Annotated in this window: 14 protein-coding genes and 5 pseudogenes; 6 read left to right on the forward strand and 13 right to left on the reverse strand. The window is 63.2% G+C overall.

Going from position 1 to position 16,636, the window contains the following annotated elements:
- Window positions 1-164: 164 nt before the first annotated feature.
- Window positions 165-293 (forward strand): hypothetical protein, encoded by a 129-nt coding sequence (locus AC58EF_RS19935; protein WP_255530622.1) that lies wholly within the window; start codon window positions 165-167, stop codon window positions 291-293.
- A gap of 265 nt (window positions 294-558) precedes the next feature.
- Here AC58EF_RS19935 and AC58EF_RS19940 read toward each other — a convergent pair whose 3' ends face one another.
- From AC58EF_RS19940 to AC58EF_RS19980, 9 genes and pseudogenes are all read right to left on the reverse strand, one after another.
- The gene (locus tag AC58EF_RS19940; RefSeq protein ID WP_272781415.1) at window positions 559-1,575 is read right to left on the reverse strand and encodes an SDR family NAD(P)-dependent oxidoreductase; all 1,017 of its coding nucleotides are present in this window, start codon (window positions 1,573-1,575) and stop codon (window positions 559-561) included.
- Window positions 1,511-2,686, reverse strand: a complete 1,176-nt coding sequence (locus tag AC58EF_RS19945) for an acyl-CoA dehydrogenase family protein (RefSeq protein ID WP_133494101.1) — start codon at window positions 2,684-2,686, stop codon at window positions 1,511-1,513. The genes AC58EF_RS19940 and AC58EF_RS19945 overlap by 65 nt, the downstream gene beginning before the upstream one ends.
- 78 nt (window positions 2,687-2,764) lie before the next feature.
- Complete coding sequence (locus tag AC58EF_RS19950) at window positions 2,765-3,823, reverse strand: acyl-CoA dehydrogenase family protein (protein ID WP_133494102.1); 1,059 nt, start codon at window positions 3,821-3,823, stop codon at window positions 2,765-2,767.
- A gap of 13 nt (window positions 3,824-3,836) precedes the next feature.
- Complete coding sequence (locus tag AC58EF_RS19955) at window positions 3,837-4,682, reverse strand: MaoC/PaaZ C-terminal domain-containing protein (protein WP_229668044.1); 846 nt, start codon at window positions 4,680-4,682, stop codon at window positions 3,837-3,839.
- Window positions 4,679-6,796: an acetate--CoA ligase family protein gene (locus AC58EF_RS19960; RefSeq protein ID WP_133494241.1), complete on the reverse strand. Its 2,118-nt coding sequence runs from the start codon at window positions 6,794-6,796 to the stop codon at window positions 4,679-4,681. Before AC58EF_RS19960 ends, AC58EF_RS19955 begins: the two co-directional genes overlap by 4 nt.
- A gap of 2 nt (window positions 6,797-6,798) precedes the next feature.
- A complete protein-coding gene (locus tag AC58EF_RS19965; RefSeq protein ID WP_133494103.1) occupies window positions 6,799-7,950 on the reverse strand; it encodes a thiolase family protein in 1,152 nt (383 codons plus the stop codon).
- 1 nt (window position 7,951) lies between these two features.
- Complete coding sequence (locus AC58EF_RS19970) at window positions 7,952-8,326, reverse strand: Zn-ribbon domain-containing OB-fold protein (RefSeq protein WP_133494242.1); 375 nt, start codon at window positions 8,324-8,326, stop codon at window positions 7,952-7,954.
- 531 nt (window positions 8,327-8,857) lie between these two features.
- Window positions 8,858-8,965: pseudogene (locus tag AC58EF_RS19975) on the reverse strand (ATP-binding protein); the annotation flags it as partial.
- 5 nt (window positions 8,966-8,970) lie between these two features.
- Window positions 8,971-9,230: pseudogene (locus AC58EF_RS19980) on the reverse strand (IS3 family transposase); the annotation flags it as partial.
- 69 nt (window positions 9,231-9,299) lie between these two features.
- On the opposite strand from AC58EF_RS19980, the gene AC58EF_RS19985 reads away from it, so the two are divergent.
- Window positions 9,300-10,316, forward strand: a complete 1,017-nt coding sequence (locus AC58EF_RS19985) for an IS110 family RNA-guided transposase (RefSeq protein WP_026109761.1) — start codon at window positions 9,300-9,302, stop codon at window positions 10,314-10,316.
- 231 nt (window positions 10,317-10,547) lie between these two features.
- Here the strand turns inward: AC58EF_RS19985 and AC58EF_RS19990 are convergent.
- From AC58EF_RS19990 to AC58EF_RS20000, 3 genes and pseudogenes are all read right to left on the reverse strand, one after another.
- Window positions 10,548-10,676, reverse strand: a pseudogene (locus AC58EF_RS19990) (IS3 family transposase); the annotation flags it as partial.
- 74 nt (window positions 10,677-10,750) lie between these two features.
- Window positions 10,751-10,864: pseudogene (locus tag AC58EF_RS19995) on the reverse strand (transposase); the annotation flags it as partial.
- A 116-nt stretch (window positions 10,865-10,980) separates the two neighbouring features.
- Complete coding sequence (locus AC58EF_RS20000; protein WP_133494104.1) at window positions 10,981-11,919, reverse strand: LysR family transcriptional regulator; 939 nt, start codon at window positions 11,917-11,919, stop codon at window positions 10,981-10,983.
- Between the two features lie 96 nt (window positions 11,920-12,015).
- Here AC58EF_RS20000 and AC58EF_RS20005 point away from each other — a divergent pair, with 96 nt between their 5' ends.
- Genes AC58EF_RS20005 through AC58EF_RS20020 form a run of 4 tightly spaced genes read left to right on the forward strand, consistent with a single transcriptional unit; the run spans window position 12,016 to window position 15,965 of the window.
- A complete protein-coding gene (locus tag AC58EF_RS20005) occupies window positions 12,016-13,206 on the forward strand; it encodes an acyl-CoA dehydrogenase family protein (RefSeq protein WP_133494105.1) in 1,191 nt (396 codons plus the stop codon).
- Window positions 13,206-14,306: a CaiB/BaiF CoA transferase family protein gene (locus AC58EF_RS20010; protein ID WP_025549983.1), complete on the forward strand. Its 1,101-nt coding sequence runs from the start codon at window positions 13,206-13,208 to the stop codon at window positions 14,304-14,306. The genes AC58EF_RS20005 and AC58EF_RS20010 overlap by 1 nt, the downstream gene beginning before the upstream one ends.
- Window positions 14,307-14,310: 4 nt before the next feature.
- A complete protein-coding gene (locus AC58EF_RS20015) occupies window positions 14,311-15,165 on the forward strand; it encodes an HTD2 family dehydratase (protein ID WP_211338445.1) in 855 nt (284 codons plus the stop codon).
- Complete coding sequence (locus AC58EF_RS20020) at window positions 15,159-15,965, forward strand: HpcH/HpaI aldolase/citrate lyase family protein (protein WP_025549981.1); 807 nt, start codon at window positions 15,159-15,161, stop codon at window positions 15,963-15,965. The genes AC58EF_RS20015 and AC58EF_RS20020 overlap by 7 nt, the downstream gene beginning before the upstream one ends.
- A 259-nt stretch (window positions 15,966-16,224) precedes the next feature.
- On the opposite strand, the pseudogene AC58EF_RS20025 reads toward AC58EF_RS20020, so the two are convergent.
- A pseudogene (locus AC58EF_RS20025) lies at window positions 16,225-16,587 on the reverse strand (transposase); the annotation flags it as partial.
- Window positions 16,588-16,636 lie beyond the last annotated feature (49 nt).

A 16,636-nucleotide genomic window follows, 5' to 3' on the forward strand; every position in this document is an offset into this window, starting at 1 on the left:
CTGAACACGCCAATGAGCCATGCGGTGCGCAAGATCAGGGGTTACCGGTCTTCTGACAAGAACGGCGAATGGCTCACGATGTGGGACGCGGCCGCCAAACTCGGAGTCCCGCACGTCAAGATCCAACGCTTCATCAGGAATGGCATATCGCCGCCGAGCAGGTCATGCGCTACGCGCCCTATCAAATCCGCTCCAGCGACCTCGAAGACGAGTGGATCAAGGCCAAACTGGCGCGCCCAATCCCGTGTCGCGCCCAAGACGACAACCAGGAATCGCTATTTTCCGACATTTGAAAAGGGGGTGCACAACGAATCAGCCTTTGCCCTGCGCTGAAAATCCTGGCTCTTCACCGGTTCAGACCGCGGCGGTCAGCGCACCGCCGTCATGATGAGCCTCATTGCCACGGCAAAGCTCAACGACATCGATCCGCAAGCCTGACCGATTTTGCCGGCGACGATGACGATGTTCTGCTTGATAAGCTCCAGTGTTTCCTGCCGTCGGGACCGTCCCTTCGATAAGCCCGGGGAAGCCCCGTCGGTTGTCTTCTGCCCCGGTGCCTCAGATCGGATCCCAAGAGAAGACGTCACCCGAACGCTCCGGCGGGGTGAAAGCCGCGCGGAAGGCAGGCAGGGCGCGTTCTGCAATCAGGGCCGGCGTCCAGCCACCTCCCGATTGGACGCTGCGGATCGGTCGCATGGCGTTGAACAGGAACAGCTCGTTGAGACGCGCTGCGAAGACCTGCCCGGTAACACCCTCTGCCGCCGCCGAGGCCAGGAAGACGACGAGCGGCGCGTTGGTTTCCGGTGTCATGCGCTTCATGCGTTCGACACGCGCCTGTTCCTCCGGTGTCGTTGCAGGAATGGAACTTGTCATCCGGCTCCAGGCGAAGGGGGCGACGCAGTTCGAGCGCACGCCGAACCGGCTCATGTCCAGAGCGATTGATTTCGAAAGGCCGACGATACCGAGCTTGGCCGCGGAATAATTCGCCTGACCGAAATTTCCGATCAGCCCCGAGGTGCTGGTCATATGCACGAAAGCGCCGCCACCCTGGGCCCGAAACGGCTCGGCCGCCGCACGGCTCATGTAGAAGCTTCCATTCAGGTGGACATTGATCACCGCTTCCCAATCGGACGGATCCATCTTGTGGAAGATGACATCCCGAAGGATGCCGGCATTGTTGACCACCACATCCACCTGGCCAAAGCTGTCCATGGCCATCTCGATGGTGCGGCGCGCGGCATGCCATTCGGACACGCTTTCGCTCGAGATGACCGCCTGCCCGCCGATCTCTTCGATCATCGCCCGGGTTTCCTCCGCGGGTGCGCTGGAGCGCTCGCCGCTTCCTCCCAGTGATACGCCGATATCGTTGATCACCACGCGGGTGCCCGCCTTGGCGAATTCCAGCGCGATGCCGCGACCGATCCCGCCGCCCGCTCCCGTGATGACCGCAACCTTGCCCTCAAGTCCCAAACCCACTGTCATTTCGTACTTCCTCCTTGAACAGGCTGCCTTATCGGCCGAGACCGAGCACTTGCTTGGCAACAATGTTGCGCTGAATTTCGGATGACCCGCCATAAATCGACGTCGGGCGTGCCTGAAGGAAGACGCTGCCAGGATAGAGCGTCGGCGTGTCCGGCAACTGTCCGGCAAGTGTTCCCAGTTCCCCGGCAACGTCCATGATGCGGTCTGTGATCTTCTGGTAGAGCGCGGATTGGTTGATCTTGAGCATGGAAACGTCGGGACCGAGCCTTTCGCCGCGTCGCACCTTGTCTGCGAAGCTCGTGTAGAAGGACTTGTGGTCCTCGAGTTCCATGCGCAATCCGTTGAGGAGCGATGCATGGTCGCCGCTCTTCCCCAGATGGTCGCAAAGCCGCTCGAGATGGCCGAGCGCGCCTTCTGATTGCTTTGGCGAGCCCAGGAACAGGCGTTCGAAGCCAAGGAGGTTCTTGGCGATGGTCCAACCCTCGTTCACCTCGCCGACAATCGCGTCAGCGGGAATGCGGGCATCGTCGAAGAAGACCTCTGCAAATTCGTCGTGCAGGTCGATGTTGACGATCGAACGCACCTTTACGCCGGGCATATCCATCGGCACCAGGAAGAAGCTTATGCCCTTTTGCTTGGCGGCCTGAGGATCCGTGCGGGCAAGCACGAAAATCCATTGCGCGTCCATGCCCAGCGTCGTCCAGACCTTCTGGCCGTTGATTACCCACTGATCGGCTTCGCGCACAGCGGAGGTACGGAGCGCCGCCAGGTCGGAGCCGGCATCGGGTTCGCTATAGCCTTGACACCAGATGATTTCGCCCGAGAGGATCTTCGGCAGATGGTAGGCGCGTTGAGCATCGGTTCCATGGGCGATCAGGAGAGGACCTACCATGGTCAGTCCGGTATCAGGCAGTCGGGCGCAACCATAGCGTTCCATTTCCTCGATCATGATCAGCAGCTTCGAGGGCGACAGTCCCATCCCCCCATATTCGCGCGGCCAGCCAGGCGCCAGCCAGCCCTGCTGCGACAGGATCCTGTACCAGGGCATGGCTTCTGCAGCGTGCAACCGTTTGGGGGGACTACGCAGGTTCTGCGGATAGCTGGCGGCGATCCAGTTCCGGACCGCCGCGCGGAAGTCGGCGTCTGTGAGCGGGTCCAGGTCCGCATGCGGCTGTGGCGCGGTCGGGCTAGTGATGGCTGTCATGTCGCTCTCCCCCGGATATGGGTGCGGGTTTCCCGAAAAAGGCTGCGCGCCCTTCCTCAACAGTCGCCATGATCCCGCTCATGGCCGTCCCTCCCTCAGGCCGCCGTAACGTTGGCGATGAAAGCCGGCACTGCCGTAGCGCGGCGCCAGCACCATGGCGCGGCGCAGGAACAAGCCGATATCGGCCTCGTCGGTGTAACCGATGGCACCGTGAAACTGCACCGCCTGTCGCGTGACCAGCATGGCGGCATCGGCTGCCCGCGCCTTCGCCCTGGAGGTGATACGACGGCAGTCGTCGCCCGTATCGAAGGTTTCGACGGCATCGCGCAGCACCGCCCGCGTCAAGCCAATCTCGATTTCCATATCCACAGCCTTGTGCTGCAACGCCTGGAAGTAGCCGATTGGTTGGCCGAACTGGACGCGAGTCTTGAGGTAGTCAAGCGTGATGGCAAAGGCGCGCTCCATGAGTCCGAGCAATGCCGACGCCGTGGCCAGGGCCGCGGCTTCGAGCGCCCTCGCATCGGGCGCCGATAACCGTTTCGCCTCGACCCCATCGAGGATCAAGGTCGCCGTGTGACCGCCGTCGAGGGTGCTTTCGATTTCAAGCGACACGCCCGCGGCTTTCGCGTCGATCAACCAGCAGGCTTCCGTTGAAACGACCAGAAATACATCGGCGGCGGCGGCCATTGGCACGAAACGCCGTCTTCCCGATATCCGCCCCTCGGCCTCGGTGATGCCTCCGGCGAGCGTGAGGCCATCGGGGGTATCGAGCCAGGCCGGCAAGACAAGCTTGTCACCGCTCAACGCTTCGGCGGGTGCGTCCTTGCCCATGAGATCGAGAGCAAGCTGGGCCTCGATGAACGGCTCGGGCAGCAACGCCGCTCCGACTTCACTGGCGAGTGCCGCATATTCCGCCATGCCGAGACCTGCCCCGCCTGCCGTTTCTGGCAGCCGAATTCCAAGCCACCCCATGGCGGAAATCTCGCTCCAGCGTCCTCGATCCATTCCCGGCCTGCCAAAGCGCAGATGTCGAACCGGCTTGAGATCGCCATCGCGCGGGGCAATGCCTGCGGCGCTTTCGACCAGCAGGCGCACCCCCTCAAGCCTGTCCTCGCCCGTTGCGAGCGCTGCAGCCATCGCCGTTTCCTCCTTATTCGAATTGGGCGAGACCGTTTGCGAGCACCACCACGTCGCGCTCCGTCACGCGCATGCGGAACGAGCCGTCCGGCCAGATTTCCGTAAGCAGGGTCTCCCCCGGCAGGACCGTCGCACTGAAACGAACATCAAGCCCTTTCAGTCGCGTCGGATCGCCTGCGCAAAGCGTCTTCATCAGAGCATGCGCTGCGATGCCCAGGCTGCACAATCCGTGCAGGATGGGTCGCTCGAATCCGGCCTTGGCGGCAACATCAGGATCAATGTGCAAGGGATTCCCGTCGCCATTCCAACGGTACCAGAGCGCCTGCTCGGGCCGCGTTTGCGTCTTGCGCACAAACGCAGGATCCGTTTCAGGCAGCGCATGGGTCTGCTTCACCGGACCGGCCGGCCCCCCGAAACCTCCGTCCCCGCGCAGGAAGGTGGTGGCACGGGTCGTCGCGTAGAGCCTGCCATCCTCCGCGTCGCGCACTTCCTTTTCGCTATAAAGCAGCGCGCCGCGCCCGGCGCCCTTATCGATGATTCCCGTCACGCGGGTCTTGCCGATCACCACGCCTTCCGGCGGCAACGGGCCATACAGCGTAATGCCCTGCTCACCATGGACGAGGCGCAGCGCATCGACCCCGGTATCGGGGTTGGCAAGCCAGAACCCCGGATGCCCGAGCACCAGGGGCATGGTCGGAAAGGGGGTCAGCGGACCTGCGCCGACGAACCGCAGATCACCCCTGTCCATCGGATCCTGTCCGACGCCGATGGACAGGGCGTAGAAGGCACACTCGCGCGGACCATAGCTCTGACGGACCTCGGGAATGTCGTAGGCCATCAGCTTTTCGTAGTCGATCACGGCAAAACCTCATCATCGCACTCGATCACCGCGTCGAGCGCGTAGGCCCCGTCGGGCAGCGCGAGCACCGGATTGAGATCGATCGCGCGCAGGCGCGGGCCCGCAGCGGCGGCAAAGGCGGAAAGCCGTGACAACATGGAAGCAAGCGCATCAAGATCGGCGGGCGCGCGGCCGCGTGCCCCGGTCAGGATTGCCGCAGCCTTGATCGACAGGATCATCTCCCGCGCCGTCGCCTCGTCGAAGGGGCAGGGACTGATCGCCACGTCTTTGAGAATCTCGACAAAGATCCCGCCAAGACCGAAGACGGCGACGGGGCCAAAGACAGGGTCGCGGCTGATACCTATCAGGCATTCGACGCCCCCCGAAAGCTGTCGGGCAACCAGGATACCGGCAATGCGCGCTGCGGGCGCCGTCCTGCCGACCGTGTCGAGAATTTCTTGATAGGCCGCACGGACGCAATCGGTATCGACCAGGTTCAGCCTGACACCGCCGATATCGGACTTGTGAACGATGTCGGGCGAAACGATCTTCATCACGACAGGGAAACCGAGTTCGGCGGCGGCGGCTACCGCCTCCTCCGCCGAGTGGGCGATCCGCTCGGCGGCAGCCGCTATGCCGGCTTTCGCAAGAAGCGCCTTTGCCGCGTATTCGTCGGGGCTGACGGCCGGCAGGCGGACATTCGGCAGTTCCGGCAGCGCCTTCGGCTTCCGTGCCATCATTTCGCCGACCCGTCCCATCGCCGCAATGGCCCGCACGGCCCGGCTTGGATCGGAAAATACGAGGAAACCGGCCTCTTCGTAGGCGCGTGTGACGGTGTCATCCGCAATGATGCAGAGCGCCAGCAGCCGGTCGGGAAACTCGGTGCGGATCTCGTGCAAGGTTTCGCGCAGTTTCGGCGCAAGCGTCGCGCTTCCGGCCACATAGGTCATGAAACACAGGATCGACCGGTATCCGCCATCTCTGAGCGCCGCGCGGGTGAACTCCTCGAACAATGACATGTCGTTCAGCGCCTGGGCCGTGCAGTCGAGCGGATTGGCCGGAGCGCCATAGGGCAGAAGCTGTTTCAACCGGGCCTGCGCCTCGGCCGGCATGGCCGGCATCGGCAAGCCTGCCAGTTCCGCCTCATCGCTGGCGACTATACCCGCGCCGCCGCTGATGGTGATCACGCCAAGACTATTGTGGGCAGGATATATCCGCTGCCGCGCCGCGTAGGCGAAATCAAGCATCTGCTCGGTATCACGCACCCGGATGACGCCATGCTCGGCGAGAACCGCCTCGGCGACGGCATCGTCCCCGGCTAGCGAGGCTGTATGCGAGGCGGCCGCCGAAGCGCCGAGAGGGCTGCGTCCGGATTTCAGCATGAAGACCGGTTTGCCGGCCGCTCGCGCCGTATCGAGGGCGGCGATCATGCGGTCCGCGTCGCGAAAACCTTCTTGATAGGCACAGATCACGTCCACCGTGTCACTGCCGGCCATCCAGCCGATTGCGTCAGCGACCGTCACATCCGCTTCATTGCCGGTGGTGACCAGAACGGACGCACCAAGCCCGCGCACGCGCGCCACTGCTGAAAGATGGGCCCCGTAAGCGCCCGACTGGCTAGCGATGCCGACATTGCCCGGCAAGGGGAAAGCCATTTCCAACGATGAGGAAAAGGTGCCGTAATACCCCACGGCAACATTGTAGACCCCCAACGTGTTGGGACCGAGCACGCGCATGCCGTAACCATGTGCAATGGCCAGCACTTCGGCCTGGATTTTCTCTCCGACCGCACCCGTTTCGGCAAATCCTGCGGAAAACAGCGTGACCGAGCGGCATCCCTTTTCGCCAAGAGCCCTTACGATCTCCGGCGTCTGCTTCGCCGCAACAGCGATGATGCCGGCCTCCGGCGTCTCGGGCAGATCGGCGACCGAAGCATAGCAGGCAAGCCCCTGCACCTCGTCACGGCCGGGATTTACCGGCAGGATGCGACCCTTGTAACCGCCGCTCAGCATGGCGGCTATCGGGCGTCCGCCGATACGCGCAGGATCCGCGGATGCGCCGATGATCGCAACGGAACGCGGCGCCAAAAGCGCACCAAGGGATGCGAAATCATAGGTCCGAGGCTTCGCGTTCATGTTCACAGCACAACCTCCGAACCGAGAAACGCCGTAACCTGGCTCGACAGCGTTCCGCCGTTGCCATGCAGAAGCGCCACATCCGCCGTCTTCAACTGGCGCTCGCCGGCTTCCCCCCGAATTTGGGCCACGCCTTCGGCAATCAGAAACATGCCGTACATTCCCGGATGAACACAGGACAGGCCGCCACCGTTGGTATTGACCGCCAGTTCGCCCCCCGGTGCGATGCGTCCGTCCTGAACGAAGTGGCCGCCTTCGCCCTTCGGGCAAAAGCCGAGATCCTCCAGGAAGAGGATGGTATTGATCGTGAAGGCGTCATAGAGCATGACCAGATCGACCTCACTGCGGGCCAGACCCGCCATTTCGAAGGCGCGCGGCCCGCTTTCACTGGCTGCGGTCACGGTAAGGTCGGGCATGGCCTGAATCGATCTATGCCAATTCGCGCCGGCCGCGCCGAGGAAATAGACGGGCTTTTTAGGGAAGTCTCTGGCCCTGTCGGAACGTACGAGAATGCAGGCCGCGGCGCCATCGGTCACCAGACAGCAGTCGCCGGCAGTCAAGGGATCGCTGACCATGCGCATCGACAATACGTCGTCGCGGGTCAATGGACCACGCGCAAAGGCATCGGGGTTGAGGTTCGCCCAATGGCGCGCGGAAACCGCGACATCGGCCAGCATTTCCCGAGTGGTTCCGTACTGGTGCATATGCCGACTGGTGGCAAGCGCATAGGCCGTGATCGGATGGCGTGGCGCGTAGGACGTCTCGTGCCATTGCGGCTCCGACATGGAGACGAGGCGGCCGCCTGCCGTGCGCTGGTTGGAACCGTAGCAGATCAGCGCCACGTCGCAAAGCTCTGCGTCCAGCGCGAGAGATGCCTGCAAGAGATGCATCTCGAAGCTGGAGCCGCCGACATTCGTGCTGTCGAAGTATTTCGGCTTCAGGCCAAGATATTCGGTCACGCTCATCGAGGCAAACGCGTGGCTGCTCGTCGCCGCGAAAACCGCGTCGATATCGCGGAGCTTGAGCCCGGCATCAGACAGTGCCGAATGGACGGAAAGCCCCAGAAGCTCCATGGCCGAGTAGCCGGGCGCCTCACCCACACCCGCCACACCCATGCCGACGATCGCTGTTTTCCCGCGAATGGAATGGCTCATGTCACTTCTCCTCCGGCTCGAAGACGACGCGGGGATTTTCTCCCGCCTCGATCCGCGCCCTGACGCGGGCCCCGATGGGCAGCGTCTCGACACCGACAACCGTGGCCATCATCCGCGGCCCCTCATCAAGGTTGATGAGCGCCACGTTGTAGGAACCTTCGCGCTTGCGATTGACCGTGATGGCATAGACCGTGCCACCGCCCGAGGCTTCGACCCAGTCGAGATCGACCGCGCCGGAAGGCGCCATCACCTTCGGATAAAAGACGTACTCGCCCGTCTCGCGACTGCGCTGGATCATGAAACGTCCCTCGGCCAGGAACGCCTCGTAGATCGCCTGCGGTCCGGCGATTGCTTTTGCGGCGGCTGTATCGCCCATCATTCCCCTCCTCGGACGAGGCTGCTGGCGCGGCAGAACCGGATCTGCCCCGCGCGCATGCCCCATTTGCCAATCATGCCGACCAGCAGCCTGATATGCCTTCACATTCAGTTCCATCGCTTCCGGGAGGGTTGGCGCGGGCGTGCCAGGCAACCTGCCCGGTTCCAGGATCGGTGGCCCACAGCATCGCAACCTCCCGTTGCAACGCAGAATCAATCATCGAGCCATTTTTTCCCATAAAGAACCCATTTCGTCTATGAGAAAATGTCGTGTCCCACCGCGTTCTCTAATCGCCATCGTCAACAGCTGATCTTTAGCGTTTCACCACGCGCACCGGAGTCCAGGGTTCGCCGCAGATCCTGGCAACCGCGACCTTCGTGTTTGTCAATCGGCGCGGGAACGGGGACCGGGATCGGCGCTTAAAAGGGGACCACCTTCTCGACGTCGTTCTGGGGTATGCCGGTGGAGGGCGTAGCCCGGAGCCGGCATACCCCAGAACGACATCCTCGTTGACACCGGCAGCGACGGCCCTCAGCTTCGGTTCTTGAACCGCCAGCTCTCGTTGCCGGCCTCGACGATGTCGCAGTGATGGGTGAGCCGATCGAGCAGCGCGGTGGTCATCTTGGCATCGCCGAACACACGCACGGCACCTTGCGCTGCGTCGACCGGTGCTGGCCGAGCACGCGGCACACCCGCCGCTCGGAAACATCCAGCACCTCCCGGACCTGGTCGATGCAGCGCCGGCGCCGTGCGGGGCTCAGAAGTTTCCCTTGGCTGCCTCCTGCAGAATGAGCTTGTCCAGCGTCAGATCCGAGATCGCGCGGCGTAGCCGCAGGTTCTCCTTCTCCAACTCCTTCATCCGCCGAGCCTGATCCGTCTTCAGGCCGCCATACTCCTTGCGCCAGCTAATGGGATGGACGGCTCTCCCACCCCGGAGCATCGTTGTGCAACCGGCAGTCGAAGGAGAGGAATGATGACCATCGATGTACTTGGTATTGATCTGGCGAAGAATGTCTTCCAGCTGCATGGCGTTGATCGCAAGGGCAATGCGATTTTCAAACGGCGGGTCATGCGCGACCAACTACTTTCGGTGCTGGCCGGGATTGAGCCCTGCACCGTCGCGATCGAAGCCTGCACAGGAGCATTTTGCTGGGCCCGCCAATTTGAAGAGTTGGGCCACAACGTGAAGATCGTGAGTCCTCAATATGTGAAGCCATTTGTCCGCAGGCAGAAGAACGACGGCAACGATGCCGAGGCGATCTGTACGGCTGTGCGTCAACCCCACATTCCGCTGGTGCCTAAGAAAAGCGTTGAGCAACAGGATATCCAGGCTCTACACCGCGCCCGCCAGCGTCTTGTGAACCACCGAACGGCCCTGGTCAGCCAGATGCGCGGGCTGCTGCTTGATCGTGGCATTGCCTTTGCCAAGTCGATTACCCGGGTGAGACGCATGATTCCGGAGATACTCGCACGCGCCGACTCCGGCCTCTCGACTATGGCCCGTGAGACCATTGCCGAGCTCTGGGATTTCTTCTGCGATCTCGAACGCCGCATCGAGCATTTCGACAAGAAAATCGAAGCCGTCTTCAAATCGAGCGAGCCCTGTCAGCGTGTCGCCAGGATCAAAGGCGTTGGGCCCAAAACGGCAACAGCGATTGTCGCGGCGGTCGGCGATGGTTCGGACTTCAGGAATGGGCGCCACATGGCGGCCTGGCTTGGATTAGTACCGCGCCAGTTCTCGAGCGGTGATAAGGCGGTGCTTATGGGCATCTCTAAACGAGGAAGCCAGCATTTGCGCAGCCTATTGGTTCACGGCGCGCGTGCCGTCGTGAGAACGGCACCCAATAAAAATGATCCCATCAGCCAATGGGCCAACCAGCTTCGGGAGCGACGCGGGTTCAACCGCGCAACGGTTGCCATCGCCAACAAGAATGCACGGATAATCTGGGCCGTGCTTCGAACGGGCGATCAATACCGCGCCGCCGCCTGAAGAACCGAACCAGTTTGCGAGTAGACGGAGAAATGGACTGCACTGATCGAGCCGACGCGCGACGAGCCTGACTATTATCGAGGCCCTTGAGGCCTACCAGCTGTAGAGGTGCGCGTGTGCGGATTTCCCATTTGGGCGCTCTGGACAACCAGCTGACGCCGGATAGATGTTTGCAACTGATCCACGCAGAACGTTTCAATGCCGCTTGCAAAGGGAGAGCCGTCCATAGAGGTAGTAGGTCTGCTCGCTGACCGCGATCCGCCGGCACGCCTCGGCGGCCGTGCCGCCTTGGCCCAGCACAATCTCTACCTCACGCCGATTCCCGATGATTTCCTCGGGCTTGTGCTTCTTCGCAGGCATTCGTCGTCCCTTCCTTGGTCCAGACTGTCATAGTCGATGGACCACTCAGAAGGGGGCAGCTCAGCGGAACACCCGCCCAACTCCCTGCGAATCTCCCCAAACAACAGCTTGCGCCGACATTTCGGGATGAACACCACGTGGTATTTGCACTCCCAGCGCGTGTGATTTAAACTCTCTACCTCGTTCATCGTGACTCGACCTTTCATGTGCTTGGCGGCTCACGAAAGCGAGTGTCACGATGGACTCCCCGATACGTCAAACGTTCATAGTCGCCCCGGCACAGCCGGGGGATTTCCAAAGTGTATTAAAGGGCCGATCCACAGCCAAGCCAGCGCGTGCCGGTCAAGCGCTCGACGTCAACCTGTTTGCGCATCAACTCGCGCAGTAGCGACATCACCGCCGCGCAAGCATGGCTTGAGGCTTCGGCCAGCGGCCCCACCAGATATACCTCGCGCAGGCAATCCGCAGCGCGCCAGCGGGCGACCCTTAATGTGCCGGCAGCTGCTTCGCGCGCGATAGCATGCAAGGGAAGGATTGAGGCGCCTTTCCCGCGTTCGACCAACTCCTTGATGTTCTGATAGGAGTCCAGCTCGATATCCACTGACAGCCTGATCCCTTTGGCGCTGGCCCAGCCTTCCAGAAGCTGCCGCAGCCCATGCGCAGGGCCGGGCAGGATCAGCGGCAAGCCCAAAAGCGCCGAGGCCCCGATCTTGGCCGGGAGGTCGTGACCGGGCGGGACCAGCAGCACCAACTCTTCGTGCAGAAGCAGCTCTGATCGGAAACGGGCATCGGTGGCTGGCAGATACAGCACGGCCAAGTCAACGCGGCCCTCGCGCAACCAATCCAGCACGAAGCCGCTCATCGCCTCGGAGATCGTCAGCCGTACGCCGGGAAGCTGCGCCTTGGCCGCAAGCACCAGATCCGGCGACAGCATTCCGCCGATCGTGCTGGGCAAGCCGAGCCGCACCTCGCCTTGCGGCTCGCGTCCGAGGTTGCGGATGTCGTCCTCCATCCGCGACATGTCGATCAAGAGCCGCCTTGCCTGCGCCAGCAGCATCTCGCCGGCCTCGGTCAGCTGCACCCCGCGCGCACCGCGCAAAAGAAGCTTGGTACCCAGATGCTCTTCCATGTTGCGCAGATGCAGCGATAGCGAGGGCTGGGCGACGTTCAGCCGATGCGACGCTGCCGAGATCGACCCCGTCTCGGCAATCGCCTGAAAATAGCGCAGCTGTCGCAGGTCCACCGACAGTCCTTCCTCTCGCTCTAACGATCATATTTTAGCATGGCTGCCGTCGCGATTATATATTTGCGTGCGATGTGGCGCCCATCCACTAACTGCATGGCATCGAAAAAGAGGAGCAGACAGGTGATCGAGACCGGAAAAGGGGCATTCCAGGACATCCGCGATGCGGTGCGGGCGCTCTGCGCGCAGTTTCCCGATGCGTATCACCGCCGAGTCGACGACGCCCGCGGCTACCCCGAAGAGTTTGTGGAGGCGCTGACCCGGGCGGGGTGGATGGCGGCGCTGATCCCCGAAGCCTACGGCGGCTCGGGGCTGGGCCTTACGGAAGCCTCAGTAATCATGGAGGAAATCAACCGCTCGGGGGGCAATTCCGGCGCCTGCCACGGCCAGATGTACAATATGAACACTCTGATCCGGCACGGTTCCGAGGAACAGCGCCGCCGCTATCTGCCGAAGATCGCCGCAGGCGAACTGCGGCTGCAGTCGATGGGTGTGACCGAGCCGACAACGGGCACCGATACCACGAAGATCAAGACTACCGCGGTCCGCAGGGGCGACCGCTATGTGATCAACGGCCAGAAGGTCTGGATCAGCCGAGTGCAGCATTCGGATCTTATGATCCTGCTGGCCCGCACCACGCCGCTGGCCGAGGTGGCGAAGAAATCCGAGGGCCTGTCGATCTTCCTTGTCGACATCAAGGCGGCGATGGGCGCGGGCATGGCTGTGCGCCCGATCCCGAACATGGTCAACCACGAGACCAACGAATTGTTCTTCGACAATCTGGAGATCCCGGTCGAGAACCTGATCGGCGAAGAGGGCAAGGGGTTCAAGTACATCCTGACCGGGCTGAACGCCGAGCGGACGCTGATCGCGGCCGAATGTATCGGCGACGGTTACTGGTTCACCGAACGGGTCGCGAAATATGTCTCGGAACGCGAGGTCTTCGGTCGGCCGATCGGCAAGAACCAAGGCGTGCAATTCCCGATCGCCGAGGCCTTCATCGATGTCGAGGCCGCGAACCTGATGCGGTGGGAGGCCTGTCGGCGCTATGACGCGGGGCTTGATTGCGGGGCCCAGGCGAACATGGCCAAGTACCTGGCTGCCAAGGCCAGCTGGGGGGCCGCCAATGCCTGCATCCAGTTCCACGGCGGCTTCGGCTTTGCCTGCGAATATGATGTCGAGCGCAAGTTCCGCGAGACCCGGCTCTATCAGGTTGCCCCGATCTCGACCAACCTGATCCTCAGCTATGTCGCCGAACACATCCTCGGCATGCCGAGGTCATTCTGATGGGCTTGCCGCTCAAGGGAGTGAAGGTCGTCGCCATCGAACAGGCCGTGGCCGCGCCCTTTGCCACCGCCCGTCTGGCCGATGCCGGGGCAGAGGTGATCAAAATCGAACGGCCCGAGGGCGATCTCGCCCGCGGCTATGACGATGCGGCCAGGGGCCAGTCGAGCTATTTCGTCTGGCTGAACCGCGGCAAGACATCGGTGACACTGGACCTCGGCTCGGCCTGGGGCAGGGCCGAACTGGCGCGGCTGATCGGCGACGCCGATGTGCTGGTCCAGAATCTGAGGCGCGGCGCGCTGGCGCGTCTAGGCTTTCCGGTCGAGCGGCTGGCGCGGGACTTTCCCCAGCTCATCACCTGCTCGATTTCCGGTTATGGCAATGACGGGCCGATGGCCGACCGCAAGGCCTATGACCTGTTGATCCAGGCCGAGGCGGGGCTCTGCTCCATCACCGGCGGGCCTTCGGAACCGGCGCGGGTGGGCATATCGCTGGTCGATATCGCGACAGGCGCAACCGCCTATTCGGCCATTCTTGAAGCGCTGATCGGCCGAGGCATCACCGGGAAAGGGGCTGCGATCTCGGTCTCGATGTTCGATGTCATGGCCGACTGGCTGACCGTGCCGCTCCTGAATCACGAAGGCGGAAAGAGCCCCAAGCGCATCGGCATGGCGCATCCCTCGATCGCCCCCTATGGCGTCTTCACCGCCCGCGACGGTGCGCCGATCCTGATCGCGGTGCAGAGCGACCGCGAATGGCGAGCCCTCGCCCAGGACTTTCTGGGGGATCCGGCGCTGGGCATCGATCCGCGCTTTGCCACCAATGTCGCCCGCGTTGCCAACCGGGCGGAAACCGATGCCGCGGTCGCTAGAGCTTTTGCCAACCACGATGCGGCTGGCGCGATCGAGGTTCTTCTGGCCGCCGATATCGCTCTGGCCTCGGTCAATGACATGGAAAAGCTGTCGCACCACCCGCATCTGCGCCGGGTGACCGTCGCCACGCCGAACGGCCCGGTGCAGATTCCCGCGCCCGCACCGATCTTTTCGGGCGAGGACCGCAGCTATGGCCCCGTCCCGCCGCTTCAACCCCTTGCCGAGGCATGATGACATGATCCCGCTCGACCTTGACCATCTGCGCCAATGGATTGGCCGCGAGGAGACACGGGCCGAGCGGCTGACCGCCGCAATCGCCGCGCGGTTCAATGCCACCTTCGACCGCCCCGAAGCCCCGTCGGAAGGCGAACTGGCCCCGAGCCTGATCCACCTCTGCCTCGCCCCCGATACTGCGCCGACCTCGACGCTTGGCCCCGATGGCCACCCGGCTCGGGGCGGCTTCCTGCCGCCCGTGCCCCTGCCCCGCCGCATTTGGGCGGGCGGACATTTCCGCTTTCACGAAAATATCCGGATTGGCGACACGGTCACCCGCCGCTCGGTGGTCCGCGATGTGACCGTCAAGCAAGGCCGCAGCGGCCCGCTGTGCCTCGTCACGATCGAGCATCGCATCGACAGCGGCGGCGCGCTTGCCGTCACCGAACGCCAGGACATCATCTATCGCGGAGCCGGTCCCGCCGCCGCCCCGTCTGGCGCTCCCTCGTCTGCCACTGCCGAGGCCGCGCCGCAGGGCCGGTATCGCCAAGCGGTCGAGGCAGGCCCGGCGCTCCTGTTTCGCTACTCGGCGCTGACCTTCAATGGCCACCGGATCCATTACGACGCCCCCTATGCCCGGGCGGAGGAGGGCTATCCGGGGCTGGTAGTGCACGGGCCGCTGCAGGCCACGCTCCTGCTGCAGTTCGCCGAAGCCCTGCGCGGAAAGCGCCCCGCGCAGATCGGCTTTCGCGGTCTTTCCCCTCTCTTCGACACCGCCGGCTTCACCCTGCATGCGCAGGACGAGGCGAACACATTGCGGCTCTGGACCGCGGCCGAGGGCGGGCCGGTGGCGATGGAAGCGCGGGCGGAATGGTGACCCTTGTTCGCGCACCCCTGTTTGTGCCCGCCGACCGGCCCGAACGCTTCGGGAAAGCGGCGGCCTCGGGGGCTGATGCGGTGATCCTCGATCTGGAGGATGCCGTGGCCCCCGCGGCCAAGGCCGCCGCCCGCGCTGCGCTGCGCTGCGATTTCACCACCCTGCCGGTGATCCTGCGCATCAATGCTGCCGGGACAGCCTGGCATGCAGACGACCTTGCGGCGGCAACGTCGCTTCACCCCTCCGCCGTTATGGTTCCCAAGGCCGAGGCCCCCGACGATCTCAAACTCATCTCTGCCGCGTTGGGCGACATACCCTTGGTCGCCCTTGTCGAAACCGCCCGCGGTCTTGCGCAAGGCCGGGCGATTGCCGTTGTGCCAGGCGTGATCCGTCTTGCCTTCGGTTCGGTCGACTTCTGCGCCGATCTTCGGTGCGCGCATACCTCCGAGGTGCTGCTGCCTGCACGCTCCGAACTGGTGCTCGCATCACGTCTTGCTGATCTGCCCGGGCCGCTCGACGGGGTGACCACCTCGCTGGATGACCCGGACGAAACGGCGCGCGACGCAGGACGAGCGCGCGATCAGGGGATGGGCGGCAAGCTGTGCATCCATCCCTGCCAGATCGAACCCGTGCTGGCCGTCTTCGCCCCCACGACCGAACAGATTGACTGGGCCAGACGCGTCCTGGCCAGCGGCGATGGCGCGGTCCGGATCGACGGTGCCATGGTAGACAAACCCCTCCGCCAGCGGGCACACGCCATCCTTGCCGAAGCCGCACACAGCGCGCGCCGGCCGGTGTGACATTGAACCGGAGAAGACCGTATGGTCGGTGAAGGTGACCCGCCCCCGTAGTAAGCAAGAAACGGGGGTTGCGCCGGATGGGCCGGAGCCGAGCACCATGCTTAAGCGAGGCCGAACCATGGATGAGCATAGCGAACGTTTTATCGGACTCGATACGTCGAAATTGAAGATCTCGGTTGCGGTCGCGGAAGGTGAGCGGAACGGTGAAGTTCGATTTTTCGAAGATATTTCAGCCGAGCTGACGTCGGTGGCATCGATGGTGGCCACGGATCTCGCGCACCGTCATGCCGCGCGCGTACATCGAGATGATCTTGTCGTCGAAGTCGGGGAAACGGCGCTGGTATTTGGTGATCAGCTTCGGATCGAACGTCCCCGCGCGATCCCGCGGCACGTCCAACGTCACCTTCGACGTGCCCGTCAGCATCGTCTTTCGCGACGAGCCGTTGCGCCGGTTGATTGCGCCTGCGGCGCCTTCATTTTCCAGATGATCGTCCAGCTCCGCTGACAGCATGCGCTCAGAGAGCGCCTTCTTCAGATCGTCGAGCAGACCGTCCTTGGCGAACAGTTGCTGCGGGTCACGACCAGCCAGCAGCTGGTCCAAAACGTCCTTGTCGATTGCCATATCGATGGTCCTTCCCATTCCATCCTATGGCCTCCCGCACAAAATTCCT

The organism is Sphingobium sp. WR1 (assembly GCF_059693745.1).